General features: G+C 65.6%; 11 protein-coding genes. 9 read left to right on the forward strand and 2 right to left on the reverse strand.

The window, feature by feature from the left end; all coding sequences use genetic code 11:
- Positions 1 to 61: 61 nt before the first annotated feature.
- The 9 genes from KUV74_RS16540 to KUV74_RS16580 all read left to right on the forward strand — a co-directional run bounded on the left by KUV74_RS16540 (position 62) and on the right by KUV74_RS16580 (position 10,596).
- The gene (locus tag KUV74_RS16540) at positions 62 to 1,501 is read left to right on the forward strand and encodes a PqiA/YebS family transporter subunit (RefSeq protein ID WP_409996591.1); all 1,440 of its coding nucleotides are present in this window, start codon (positions 62 to 64) and stop codon (positions 1,499 to 1,501) included.
- Positions 1,498 to 3,186, forward strand: a complete 1,689-nt coding sequence (pqiB, locus tag KUV74_RS16545; protein ID WP_108133774.1) for an intermembrane transport protein PqiB — start codon at positions 1,498 to 1,500, stop codon at positions 3,184 to 3,186. Before KUV74_RS16540 ends, pqiB begins: the two co-directional genes overlap by 4 nt.
- Positions 3,187 to 3,268: 82 nt before the next feature.
- Positions 3,269 to 3,850: a membrane integrity-associated transporter subunit PqiC gene (locus KUV74_RS16550; protein WP_124804685.1), complete on the forward strand. Its 582-nt coding sequence runs from the start codon at positions 3,269 to 3,271 to the stop codon at positions 3,848 to 3,850.
- Between the two features lie 218 nt (positions 3,851 to 4,068).
- Complete coding sequence (locus KUV74_RS16555) at positions 4,069 to 5,421, forward strand: DEAD/DEAH box helicase (protein ID WP_108447837.1); 1,353 nt, start codon at positions 4,069 to 4,071, stop codon at positions 5,419 to 5,421.
- Positions 5,422 to 5,542: 121 nt separating this feature from the next.
- Entirely contained in the window at positions 5,543 to 6,043 is a 501-nt protein-coding gene (locus KUV74_RS16560; RefSeq protein ID WP_045994329.1) for a hypothetical protein, read from the forward strand.
- Positions 6,044 to 6,125: 82 nt separating this feature from the next.
- A complete protein-coding gene (locus KUV74_RS16565; protein ID WP_261395495.1) occupies positions 6,126 to 7,355 on the forward strand; it encodes an MFS transporter in 1,230 nt (409 codons plus the stop codon).
- A gap of 43 nt (positions 7,356 to 7,398) precedes the next feature.
- Entirely contained in the window at positions 7,399 to 8,445 is a 1,047-nt protein-coding gene (locus tag KUV74_RS16570) for an asparaginase (RefSeq protein WP_222516881.1), read from the forward strand.
- Positions 8,446 to 8,543: 98 nt separating this feature from the next.
- Positions 8,544 to 8,780, forward strand: a complete 237-nt coding sequence (locus tag KUV74_RS16575; protein WP_045994332.1) for a DUF2789 domain-containing protein — start codon at positions 8,544 to 8,546, stop codon at positions 8,778 to 8,780.
- A 310-nt stretch (positions 8,781 to 9,090) separates the two neighbouring features.
- Positions 9,091 to 10,596 (forward strand): sensor domain-containing diguanylate cyclase, encoded by a 1,506-nt coding sequence (locus KUV74_RS16580; protein WP_108133777.1) that lies wholly within the window; start codon positions 9,091 to 9,093, stop codon positions 10,594 to 10,596.
- A gap of 64 nt (positions 10,597 to 10,660) precedes the next feature.
- Here the strand turns inward: KUV74_RS16580 and KUV74_RS16585 are convergent, their stop codons facing one another.
- Both KUV74_RS16585 and yegQ read right to left on the reverse strand, forming a co-directional pair.
- Positions 10,661 to 11,071, reverse strand: a complete 411-nt coding sequence (locus KUV74_RS16585; RefSeq protein WP_045990888.1) for an SRPBCC family protein — start codon at positions 11,069 to 11,071, stop codon at positions 10,661 to 10,663.
- Between the two features lie 98 nt (positions 11,072 to 11,169).
- Complete coding sequence (gene yegQ, locus KUV74_RS16590) at positions 11,170 to 12,486, reverse strand: tRNA 5-hydroxyuridine modification protein YegQ (RefSeq protein ID WP_222516882.1); 1,317 nt, start codon at positions 12,484 to 12,486, stop codon at positions 11,170 to 11,172.
- Positions 12,487 to 12,645: the final 159 nt, after the last annotated feature.

Raw genomic sequence — 12,645 nt, forward strand, 5'->3', positions numbered from 1 at the left:
GATTCGCGACGAAATGCAGACGAACAGAACCCTCTTTCAAGACCGGAGTCCCCCTACCACTGTGACGACCCCCGTACGTGGCCCCCTGGAACGGATCCGCAACGCCTCCGTCACCCAGCATCCTCCCCCCGAGGTGCGCATCAGGTCGCGCCGGCGCCTGCGTGCCTGTCACGAGTGCGACTGGATCATGGCGCTGCCGCCGCTGCGTCCCGGTGAAGAAGCGGACTGCGTCCGCTGTGGTCACGACCTGGTCAAGCGTCACGCCTTTCCCGCCCAGCGCAGCCTGGCGCTGTCGCTGGCAGCGCTGGTGGCATTGGCGCTGGCCCTGTCCTTTCCGTTTATCGGCTTCAGTACGCGTGGCGTCGGCAACGAAATAGAAGTGGCCCAGACCGCCACCCAGATGCTCGAGCATCACCAGCCCATCGTCGCCATGGTGGTGCTGATGTCGATCATCGTGTTGCCGGCGATCTATCTGCTGACGGTGGTGTGGCTGCAGATCAGCTTGATGCTGCCCCGCCGTCTGCCCTATAGCCGCACCCTGGCCCGCGGACTTTCCCATATCGCGCCATGGCTGATGGCCGACGTCTTTATCGTCGGCACCATGGTGGCGCTGATCAAGGTGGCGGGACTTGCCGAAATTTCTCTCGGACCGTCGTTCTGGGCCTTTATCGCCTACGCCATCCTGCTGCTGGCGACGACCCTGTCACTGGACAAGGACTGGCTGTGGTTCTCGCTCAGCGGGGAGCCTTTGGCACCGGAGGGCACGCGTACCGGCGAGACCGCTGCCTCCCAGGGGCTCACCGGCTGCCCCACCTGCGGGCTGATCAACTGCCTGGACAGCGAGGGCCATGGCCGTTGCGTGCGCTGCAGCGAGAAGCTGCACGCCCGCCGCCCGCGCAGCCTTCAGACCACCTGGGCGCTGCTGTTCACCGCCGCAGTGCTCTATATCCCCGCCAATGTCTATCCCATCATGTACACCACCAGCCTCGGCAGCTCGGACCCGCAGACCATCATCGGCGGTGTCATCTACCTGGTCAGCCACGGTTCCTGGCCGGTGGCGCTGGTGATCTTCGTGGCCAGCGTCATCGTGCCCATCGGTAAGCTGCTGGCGCTGGTCTGGCTGTGCCTGGTGGCGCCGCGGGCACCGGGCATGCGCTCGGTGGTGCGAGCGCGGCTCTACCGATTGACCGAGCTGATCGGACGCTGGTCGATGGTCGACGTCTTCGTGGTAGCCATCCTGGTGGCCCTGATCCGCGCCGGTGCGCTGATGTCGATCGATCCTGGCCCCGCTGCGCTGGCCTTCGGTGGCGTGGTGATCATCACCATGCTGGCGGCCATGAGTTTTGAGCCTCGCCTGCTGTGGGACGGCAGCGAGGATCCCTGCAACCCGATGGACTCCCCGGATGATGACGGGTTGCACGGCGACCACTCGGGCCTGGCGTCCGACGCCGCCCCTTCACCCCATCGCACTGCGCCGGATGAACAAGGAAGCACACCATGAGTGACGCCGATAAGCGCCACCCCGACAACCCGCCAGCGCCGTCCAGCAAGGACATGCACCGCGCCGCGCCGACCCAGCAGAAACGGCTGTCGCCGGTGTGGATCGTGCCCTTTGTGGCACTGCTGATCGGCGCCTGGCTGGTCTACGACAACTACGCCAGCCGCGGCCCCCAGATCGCGCTGCACCTGCCATCCGCCGACGGCATCGAGGCCGGCAAGACGTTGATCAAGACCCGTAACGTGGAGGTCGGCAAGGTCACCTCGGTAGCGCTCAGCGACGATCTCTCCGGCGTCGAGATCACCGCTCAGATGGAACCCCAGGCCGAGAAGATGCTGGTCGAGGACACCCATTTCTGGGTGGTCAAGCCGCGCATCGGGCGCGAGGGTATCAGCGGACTCGGCACCGTTCTCTCCGGTGCCTATATCCAGCTCGAGCCGGGTCAGAGCGAGGTGGATGCCCGCGAATTCGACGTCAGCGACCAGCCTCCGGTGGCACCACCTGGCGCCCAGGGACTGCGCCTCAACCTGGTCAGCCAGGTCGGCAACTCGCTCAGCGTCGGCGACGCCGTCACCTTCCAGGGGGTCAGCGTCGGACGCGTCGAGGAGGCCGACTTCGATGTCTCCACCCAGAGCATGCACCACCGCATCTTCATCGAGAGCCCCTACGACACCCTGGTCACCGAGAACACCCGTTTCTGGGCTACCAGCGGCATCGACGTGCGCTTCGGTTCCGACGGCTTCCAGGTGCAGGTCGAGTCGCTGGAAGCGCTGCTCGGCGGCGGCGTCACCTTTGGCGTGCCCGACGATGTTCCCGCCGGCAAGGAGGCGGAAGAGGACGCCTCCTACGAACTCTATGCCGATGAGGAGGCCGCCCGCCAGGGTACCTTCAATCGCTATCTCGAGTACGTGCTGCTCAACGAAGATACGGTACGCGGCCTGTCCCGCGGAGCCCCGGTGGAATTCCGTGGCGTGCGCATCGGTACCGTTGCAGCCGTCCCCTGGAACTTCACCTCGCCCCAGCCGGAAAACCGCGACAAGCTGGCCATCCCGGTACTGATCCGCATCGAACCCCAGCGTCTGGGCATCGGCGCCAATGAGCTGGATCTGCAGGAGTGGCGTGAGCGCTTCGACCGGCTGTTCGAGCGTGGCCTGCGCGCGACCCTCAAGAGCGGCAGCCTGTTGACCGGGGCGCTGTTCGTCGACCTCAAGATCGACGAAGAGCTGCAGGGCCAGTATCTGGCCGAGACCTTCGCCGACCGCCCGGTGTTCCCCACCGCCTCGGCTGGCCTTGCCCAGATCCAGGCCCAGGTCACCGCCCTGCTCGACAAGCTCAACCGCCTCGAGATCGAGCCTATCCTGTCGGGACTCGACCGCAACCTTCAGGTCTCAGAGGCGATGCTGACTCAGGCCCGCTCCCTGGTGCAGAGCATGAACAGTCTGCTCGACAACCCCGAGACCCAGGGCTTGCCCGGCAACCTCAACCAGACCCTGGTCGAGCTGCGCCGCACCCTCGACGGGCTGTCGCCGGAATCCAGCGTCTACCAGGACCTGACCCGCACCCTGAACGAGGTCGAACGTCTGGTGCGTGACCTGCAGCCGGCCGCTCGCAAGATCAGCGACGATCCCCGCGCGCTGCTGTTCGACAGCATCCAGACCGAGGACCCGATCCCGCGGGCACCGCGCTGATCGCCTCCAGCCCGAGTCTGCGGACTCGGGCTGGATAGACGGAAGCATCGACAACACTGACCTCACCGGAAAGGAGTTCTCCATGAGGCCGATACATCGCCTGTGTGTTCCCCTGCTGGCGCTGTGGCTGGGCGGCTGCGCCAGCGGCACCGCCCCCATGAACCACTATGTGCTGCCCTCGGATGCAGGCAGCAGCGATGCCCGGGTCCCCAGCGCCGACGAAACGCCGTTGCTGGTGTCCACACCCAGGCTCGCCAACTACCTCGAGGCCGAAGGCATCGTCCTTCAACTCGACGACATCTCGCTGAACGAGGCCAAGTCCCACCAATGGGCGGCACCGCTGGCACAGCAACTCGAACGCGGCCTACGCGACCGCCTGGAGGCCAGACTGCCTGGACGCCGGGTGCTCCTGTCCGGCGACAGCGGCAACGCCCTGACCCTGGAATTGAGCGTCGACCGCTTCCAGGGCCACTACGACGGCTACGCCGTGGCCTCGGGCCAGTGGCTGTTGCGTGACAGCCAGCGCCAGGTGGTGGACAGCGACAGCTTCGAGGCCACCGAGTCGCTGGACAGCGACGGCTATTCGGCACTGGTACGGGCGCTGGGGCGCACCTGGGATCAGGTGGCCGATGATATCGCTGCCCGGGTCCGTGTCGCCCCCTGAGCGTCTCGACAACGCCTCCCCGCCCCTCATCAAGGTTCTGCCGGCCCGACTTCTTTTCACCCCCGCCGATGCGCCGGGCCGGCAAATCTGGCATCATGCCCGCAACGGTGACGGGGGTCCCCCGCTAGAGCGGTCACCGAATTTTTCCCCACGCCTTGTCCGGGACCGACGCCATCAGAACGGTGGCGTCCAGCGAGTGCGTGCGTGCTGGAGTTTGCATGAGTTTTTCCGATCTCGGCCTGCGTGCCGAATTGCTTCGCGCCGTCACGGCGCAAGGCTATGACACCCCGACTCCGATTCAGCGTCAGGCCATCCCCGCGGTACTCAAGGGTGGTGACCTGCTGGCCAGTGCCCAGACCGGCACCGGCAAGACAGCGGGCTTTACCCTGCCGATGCTGCAGCGCCTGGCCGATGGCCCTCGCCCCTCCAAGCGCCAGGTCCGCGCCCTGGTGCTCACGCCCACCCGTGAACTCGCCGCCCAGGTCGGCGAGAGCGTGCGCGACTACGGTCAGCACCTGTCACTGCGTCACCACGTGATCTTCGGTGGCGTCGGCCAGCAGCCCCAGATCGACGCCCTGCGGCCCGGTCTCGATGTGCTGGTGGCAACGCCTGGCCGCCTGCTCGACCTGCACCAGCAGGGCCACGTGGATCTGTCGAGCGTCGAGATCCTGGTGCTCGACGAAGCCGACCGCATGCTCGACATGGGCTTTATCCACGACATCCGCCGTGTGCTGAAGCTGTTGCCCGAGAAACGTCAGAACCTGCTGTTCTCGGCGACCTTCTCCAGCGAGATCCAGGCGCTGGCCGACAAGCTGCTCGACCGCCCGGAGATGATCGAGGTCGCACGCCGCAATACCACCGCCGAGACCGTCGACCAGGCCGTCTACCGAGTGGACCGGGAACGCAAGCGCGAGCTGCTGTCACACCTGATCACCAGCCAGCGCTGGTTCCAGGTGCTGGTGTTCACCCGCACCAAGCACGGCGCCAACCGCCTGGCCGAGCACCTCGACAAGCGCGACATCTCTGCCATGGCGATCCACGGCAACAAGAGCCAGTCAGCCCGTACCCGTGCCCTGGCGGCGTTCAAGGCCGGCGAGCTGCAGGTTCTGGTGGCCACCGACATCGCCGCCCGTGGTCTCGACATCGACGAACTGCCCCACGTGGTCAACTTCGAGCTGCCCAACGTCGCCGAGGACTACGTCCACCGCATCGGTCGTACCGGCCGTGCCGGCAACGAAGGCCAGGCCATCTCGCTGGTGTGCGTCGATGAGCATGGCCTTCTGAAGAACATCGAGCGCATGATCAAGCGTGACCTCGAGAAGCGCATCGAGCCGGGCTTCGAGCCCGACCCCAACGCCAAGCCGGAGCCCATCGAGAACGGCCGCAACAAGCGCGGTGGTGGTCAGCGCCGCAGCCAGGGTGGCAACAATAGCTCCCAGCGCGGCAACGGACGACGTGGTGACGGTGGCGGTGCCGGTGGCGGCGGTAATGCCCGCAACGGCAATGGCGAGCAGCCTGCACGTCGCAGGCGCAGGCGCTCCGGCCAGGGCAACCGCCAGGGACAGGCATAAGCTCGAGCATCGGCTCAGGCATAGCCCTGAGCGTCGGTGCAGGCAGAGCCCCGAGCGGCTGGACAAGAGCAATCCAGGGGGCGGGGCTTGCCGCCCCCTTCCATCTCAGCAGGATAGCGATATGGCATCTCCAGAACTCATCAAGGAATATCGCCGCTTCCGGGCCTTCCAGAAGCAGGCGCAACTCGACAACGAGCATCGCGGCGCCCAGACCAAGATCGACGAGGCGCGGGTCAGTGCCGCTCGCATGACCGAGGCCTACCGCAGCATGGCAGAGAAAGGCGCCGAGCAGGGGGCCTGCTATCGCACCCTCTACCTGCGCGACCATGACGGCGTGGCGCTGACCTGCGAAGGCTGGATGTTCGTGCGTCGCGTGCTGGCCGAAGGCGGTGCCACTCGCGTACGCGCCAGCCTGCTCGAGACCTTCCGCCTGGAGAATGGCCAGTGCGCCCCCGGCGACACCCCGGTCGAAAAGATCACCCTGGAGATCTACGACCAGCTACTGGTCGACAAGGGCATGGCCACCGCCGTGCGCATCGATGGCGTCGACGGCGATCGCCACAGCCAGTTCCTGACCTTCAATGATCAGGTGCGTGGCGATCTGCGTCGCTTCCTGAAATAACCGTATCGGCCGCCGTCCGCGGGGCCTGCGCCTCCGGCGGCGCGCCTTCCCCGCTGCGGTGGTCCACCCGCTGGAGCCCCCGATGAAGGTCACGTCCCTGCCCTGGCGCTTTCTGGTGCTGATGGTACTGGTCGGCCTCAACCTGAGACCGGCACTCTCTTCGCTTGCCCCGCTGCTCGCCCGTGTGCAGCAGGATACCGGCCTGTCCCCCAGCGCCATTGGTGCCCTGACCACCCTGCCGGTGCTGTGCCTGGGGCTGTTCGCTCCGCTGGCGCCCCGCTTGTCGCGCCAGTACGGCCCGGAACGCGCCTTGTCGCTGGGTCTGGTGGTCATCACCAGCGGTCTGCTGCTGCGCTGGCAGGGAAGTCCCCTCGCGCTCTACGCAGGCACCCTGCTTGTGGGTGCCGGTATCGGTGTGTCGGGCGCCCTGCTACCGGCTCTGGTCAAGCGCGAGCTGCCCCGGGGCGCCGACCTGATGACCGGGGTCTACACCATGGCCCTGTGTCTGGGTGGCGCCCTGGGCGCCGGTCTGGCGATTCCCCTGAGCGATCTGCTGGGTGGCTGGACACGCAGTCTGGCGGCCTGGTCGCTGCTGGCCATGGCGGCGCTGATCGCCTGGGAGCTTTACATGCCACGCACCGCCGCTACCCCGCGGATGGCGGGTGACCCCGGCACCGGCATGACCCGTGGCCTGCTGCGCCAGCCCCTGGCCTGGCAGGTGGCGCTATTGATGGGCAGCCAATCGTCGCTGGCCTACATCGTCTTCGGCTGGCTGCCGACGCTGTTGATGCAGCGCGGCATCGGCGAGGCAGAGGCCGGCCTGTTGATGGGCATGTCGGTGATGGTCCAGCTGATTTCTGCGCTGCTGGCTCCCTGGCTGGCCCGCTTCGGTCGCGATCAGCGCCCGGCGCTGCTGCTGGTCCTCGCCAGCACCGCCAGTGGCCTGTGGATCCTGTTGATGGCCGACACCTCCCTGCGCTACCTCGGCGCACTGCTGCTGGGGCTCGGCCAGGGCGGCAACTTCTCCCTGGCGCTGACCCTGATCGTGCTGCGCAGCGCAGATTCGCGTCTGGCAGGCCGCCTGTCCGGACTGGCCCAGGGTGGCGGCTATGCCCTGGCCGCCCTGGGCCCCTTGAGCGTCGGCATCATGCTTGACCTGCAGGCACCGATCACCGCCATCGCCTGGCTGTTGATGGGGATCGCCGCTGCCGCCGCCAGCTTCGCCTGGTTCGCCGGTCGTCAGCGTCAGCTCTGCTTCGACGCCGACGATAACGTCATCACCCGCTGCGCGCCTCGCCGAGGCTCACGCTGATACTGTCACTCGTGTCTTCACTCCTTGTGCAGGAAGCCCACCCATGACCCACTCACCCCTGGACCCGGTGCTGGTGATCTACGCCGGCGGCACCATCGGCATGATCGAGACCCCCTCAGGCCTCGCCCCCGGCCCCGACATGGAAGCCCGGGTGCACGACGCCCTGGCCACACTACCCGACGATCGCCGGACTGCTCTGCCACCCTTTACCTGGATCGAGGTCGACCAACCCATCGACTCCAGCGGCGCCCGTCCCGAGGACTGGGCCCGGCTGGCCGCGCTTGTCGCCGAGCAGGCCAATCGCCATCGCGGCGTGGTCGTGCTGCACGGCACCGACACCCTGGCCTGGACCGCCTCGAGCCTGGCCTACCAGCTTCAGGGCATCGATCGCCCGGTGGTGGTGACCGGCTCCATGGCGCCGCTGGCCCAGCAGCACAGTGACGCCCTGTACAATCTCGAGAGCGCGCTGCGCTACGCCGCCATGCCTGAATTGCAGGAAGTGGCGGTGAGCTTTGGTGACAAGCTGCTGCGGGGCAGCCGGGCTCGCAAGTGGCACACTCGCGAGCCGGATGCCTTCGAAAGCCCCAACCTTGACCTGCTGGGGAAGCGCCACGGCAACGACTTCCGGCTGCATCGCGAGCACAGCCTCGAGGCTACGCAGCGCGGCGCACCCCGCTACGAGCTCGGCGACTATCATGGCCTGGGGGAGCAGGTGGTGCGGGTGGTCCTGTGGCCGGGCATTCAACCCTGGCAGCTGGCGGCCTGGCTGGGTGATGACCGCGTCAAGGGCGCCCTGATCGAGGTGTGGGGCGGCGGCAATGTACCTGACGACCCCGAGCTTGGCGCCGTGCTGGCGGAGGCCAGCGGCCAGGGCAAGCTACTGGTCGCGATCAGCCAATGTCCACACGGCACCATCGACATCGGACACTACGCTGCCGGCAAGATGCTGGCCGACGCCGAGGTGGTATCCGGCGACGACATGACCCCTGAGTCGGCCTATACCAAACTGGTGCATCTGCTGTCGCTGCCCCTCTCGCTGGAACAGAGACGTCGGCTGTTTCGAACTCCGCTGGTCGGAGAACGAGGTTGACATCACACAGGTCACAGAGCAATTTTATGCTCTATTGACACTCAAGGGGCGATGATGGAGTAAGGTTAGGGAGTCCCCGTCATGACAAGGAGTTGCTCATGGAACACCCGGATCATCCCTTCAGCGAGTTGTTTGAACAGCTGGGCCTGGCATCCGAGCCGGAAGCCATCAAACGATTCATCGATCGCAACTCGCCGATTCCGGAAGGGGTCGAACTGCCCGATGCGGCCTGCTGGAACGAGGGACAGTCGGAATTTCTGCGCGAAGCCATCGAGGCCGATGCCGACTGGGCCGAGGTAGTCGATCATCTGGACGCTTCACTGCGCAAACCCTAGGGCTTGTGTGAAAAGGGCTTGTGCGAAAAGTGCCTGCGCTCGGGAATACGGCGTTAAAAATCGGGTCAAGACGCTCATTTACACCTCGTAAACTGCGCTTTCTCACCGATTTTTGCCTTGTCTAACCATCGCTCGTCGACTTTTCGCATAAAGCCTGGGGCTCGTCTGAAAAGTAGCTGCGCTCGTCGACTCTTCGGACAAGTCCTTTACAAGCTGCGCGAGCCGCTGATGTCGGCGGCTCGCGCCACTATCAGGCCGATGGATCGGCCCTGACACCAATCGCACAACGACAATCGATGGCCTTTTCGACGTGACCTGTCTTCCCCCTGATATCGAAGCGCGGCTCGAGCCCGCCACGCGTCTTCCCTCTCTGCCTGCCGTGGTATCCGAGCTGCTGGTACTGGCGAGCAATCACGACGCACCGCTGACCGACTTCGCGACCCTGCTGTCCCGTGACCCGGCCCTGTGCCTGCAGCTGCTGCGGCTGGCCAACAGCCCCTACTATCGCCGCGGTTGCGATCCCGTCATCTGCTGCGAGCACGCGGTGACACGCCTCGGTATCGATGGCACCCTCACCGCGCTTTTGGGTTTCACCCTGGTGCGCGACGCGACCCGCGGCCCCCTGGCCGACTATTGGCGACGCACCCTCGCAGCCGCGCACTTGATTCCGGCCATCGCCAAGGTGGTAAATCCCCGCCATCCGGGCGAATTGTCGACGCGCGCCCTGCTACGCGAGGTCGGGGTACTGCTGCTGTACGCATTGGACCCGAACTACTTCGAGCTGACCGCCCAGGCCGCCACCCGCGAACAGCGCCTGGCTCTGGAACACCGGCATCTTGGCTGCGACCGCGACCAGGCGTCGAGCTGGCTGGCACGGCGCTGGCAGCTGCCCACCAACCTGTTCCTTCAGCGCCCTCTCGAGCCGGAAGGCCAGCGTCACCACGAATGGCTCGACGGCCTTTGCCTGGAGCTCGCCGACGAACTGGCCGGATGCTGTCTGGACGACGACAGCGACGCCATCCCCGCCGTGCTTCATCGTTTTCAGCAACGCATGAACATGGACGGCAATGCCCAGGCACGTCTTGTCGATGAACTCGCGAGTCGCCTGGAGACCTTGCCGGATTTTCTCGCCACCACGCTGTCGGCAGATGAGGATATCGAACGCCTGCTGGTCGCCGGCAAGCAGCGCCTGCACGGGCTGACCATGAGCCTGGCCGAGCGGTTGCACCATCGAGAGGACCAGCTGATTTCGCTCCAACGCGACAACGAGGCGCTGGATGTGCGCGCCAGCACCGATGCCCTCACCGGTCTTGCCAATCGCTCCGCGCTGGAACGGCGCCTCGAGGAGATGCTCGAGGACGCCCATGCCCGAGACAAGCCGCTGTCGGTGCTGTTTCTCGATCTGGATCACTTCAAGCCGCTCAACGACCGCTACGGCCACCGACTCGGCGACATCGTGCTGGTCAATGTCGCCGCTACCCTGCGTGACGCCATCCGTGAGTCGGACCTGGCGGCCCGCTACGGCGGAGAGGAGTTCGTCATCGCCCTGCGGAACACGCCGGAGCCAGGAGCTTTGCGGGTCGCGCAGCGGCTACAGCAGTGGCTTGCCGAGCAACCCATGGCCCAGGTCGACCAGCGCCCCCTTTACGTCAGCGCCTCCATCGGCATCGCCCAATGGCAGCCCGGCATGGACAGCATCGACGCAGCGTCGCTGGTGGAAAAGGCGGACCTGCAGATGTACCAGGCCAAGCAGGCCGGCCGTGCCCGCATCAGTAAAGCTGAACAACTGCAGGAGCGCGCCGGGGAAACATCCTGAAGCAGCACTTGATCAGAACAAGATCTATGCCTGGCGTGGACGTCAGTGGACATCAAGGCACTCGCTAGAGACGCGCCTCGACCCGCTCCAGGATCTGGGCGCTGACCTTGGCAACCAGCGGGCGAGCCGCGCGATTGACCGCCTTGGCGACCAGCCGATTGCGGATCTGGTAGTCGACGATCAGGCTGACCGCGGTACCTTCATCGACCGCTTCGAGTTCATAGCGGCCCTGATTGCGCACACCGTCGATCGACTCCCAGGCCAGTCGGCTGGGCGGCGACTTCTCGGTTACCTGCACCTCGAAGGTCCAGTCCATGCCGACCGCGTGGACATGCCAGCGATAGCGATCGTCCCCGAGCGGCTCGATCTCGGTGATCAGATCCGAATAGTCGGCGAAATCCTCGACCTTTTCGAGCAGGGCGAAGACGCGCTCGGGAGGCGCGGGAAGCGTGGCGCTGTGTTCGATGGTGGGCATGGCCAGACCGACTCCTTGCCTGAGGGATGCTCCAAGGTAAGGCTGCTACGGAGCCTAGCATCCCGGTTCCCCAGGCCCTTGTAAAGCCGTGCCTATCATCAGGCTGCCGGCAGGTCCCGCAGCAACAGAGCGAACTCGAATTCATCAGGCGACAGCGCCTTCCCCGGCAGCTTGAGCCTTACCCGGTGACCATCCCCGGGCGCCACCTTCAGCGCGCTGCCGTTGCCCGCCTCCATCGCCTCAAGGGTGAAACGACGGTTGCCGGAGGGCAGCATCAGCTCGAGGCGATCACCGACCTCGAAGCGGTTCTTGACCTCGATGTCCAGCCAATCTGGTCGCGACTGCCTCACTACCTGGCCGACGAACTGCTGGTGGACTCCCACCGAGTGCCCACGCTCGTAATTCTGGTACTCGTTGTGGACGTGGCGTCGGTAGAAGCCTTCGGTATACCCCCGGTTGGCCAGGTTTTCGAGCTCATCCATCAGCTCCATGTCGAAGGGCCTCCCGGCCACGGCGTCATCGATGGCACGACGATAGACCTGGGCGGTACGTGCCACATAGTAGGGCGACTTGGTCCGCCCTTCGATCTTCAGCGAACTGACCCCCATCTCGGCGAGCCTCGCCACGTGCTGAACGGCGCGCAGATCCTTTGAATTCATGATGTAGCTTCCGTGCTCGTCCTCGAACACCGGCATCAGTTCGCCAGGCCGCTGTGGGTCCTCGATCAGCGCCGAGCTCTCCTCCCGGCCCTGTGCCACGTCCTGCGCAGGGATCAGATCGCCACAGGCGTCAGTGCCGGCCGGGTGGGTCCGGTAGTTCCAGCGACAGGCGTTGGTGCAGGTGCCCTGATTGGGGTCGCGCCGGTTGAAGTAGCCCGACAGCAGACAGCGTCCGGAATAGGCGATGCACAGGGCACCGTGAACGAAGGTCTCGATCTCCAGGGTCGGGCACTCGGCACGGATCTCGGCGATTTCCTCAAGCGACAGCTCACGCGACAGGATCACCCGAGAGATACCCTGGGACTGCCAGAAGCGAGCCGCCGCGTGATTGACCACATTGGCCTGCACCGACAGATGGATCACCTGGTCAGGCCAACGCTCTCGCACCATCATGATCAAGCCAGGGTCGGACATGATCAGCGCATCCGGCCCCGCCTCGACGATCGGTGCCATGTCCTTAAGGTAGGTCCTGAGCTTGGCATTGTGCGGAGCGATATTGGAGGCCACGTAGAAGCGCTTGCCACGCGCCTGGGCCTCAGCGATGCCTCGGGTCAGGTTGTCGAGGCCGAAGTCATTGTTGCGTACACGCAGTGAGTAGCGCGGCTGACCGGCATAGACCGCATCGGCGCCATAGGCGAAGGCGAAGTGCATATGCCGGTAGGTGCCGGCCGGTGACAGTAGTTCAGGGGCATTCATCCAGGCGTCTCTCTCGTGGGCCGGGCTTTGGCCAGGGTTAAGCCGGGCAGACAGCAGTAAACCGCGCAGCCTGCCACAACCGCGAGCAATGCACGTTGACAAGGAGCAAGTCGCCGGCATCAACGCCGCACTGGTGTTGCCGTCCGGCTTTCGTTACCC

Origin of the sequence: Halomonas sp. DP1Y21-3, from assembly GCF_019801245.1 — a bacterium.
GTDB classification, from domain to species: domain Bacteria; phylum Pseudomonadota; class Gammaproteobacteria; order Pseudomonadales; family Halomonadaceae; genus Halomonas; species Halomonas litopenaei.

What these genes read in the sequence shown, in the direction of transcription:
- yegQ (WP_222516882.1), bottom strand. Translation starts at nt 12,486, where the DNA reads ATGAATGCCCCTGAACTACTGTCACCGGCCGGCACCTACCGGCATATG.
- KUV74_RS16550 (WP_124804685.1), top strand. Translation starts at nt 3,269, where the DNA reads ATGAGGCCGATACATCGCCTGTGTGTTCCCCTGCTGGCGCTGTGGCTG.
- KUV74_RS16560 (WP_045994329.1), top strand. Translation starts at nt 5,543, where the DNA reads ATGGCATCTCCAGAACTCATCAAGGAATATCGCCGCTTCCGGGCCTTC.
- KUV74_RS16570 (WP_222516881.1), top strand. Translation starts at nt 7,399, where the DNA reads ATGACCCACTCACCCCTGGACCCGGTGCTGGTGATCTACGCCGGCGGC.
- KUV74_RS16565 (WP_261395495.1), top strand. Translation starts at nt 6,126, where the DNA reads ATGAAGGTCACGTCCCTGCCCTGGCGCTTTCTGGTGCTGATGGTACTG.
- pqiB (WP_108133774.1), top strand. Translation starts at nt 1,498, where the DNA reads ATGAGTGACGCCGATAAGCGCCACCCCGACAACCCGCCAGCGCCGTCC.
- KUV74_RS16555 (WP_108447837.1), top strand. Translation starts at nt 4,069, where the DNA reads ATGAGTTTTTCCGATCTCGGCCTGCGTGCCGAATTGCTTCGCGCCGTC.
- KUV74_RS16575 (WP_045994332.1), top strand. Translation starts at nt 8,544, where the DNA reads ATGGAACACCCGGATCATCCCTTCAGCGAGTTGTTTGAACAGCTGGGC.
- KUV74_RS16585 (WP_045990888.1), bottom strand. Translation starts at nt 11,071, where the DNA reads ATGCCCACCATCGAACACAGCGCCACGCTTCCCGCGCCTCCCGAGCGC.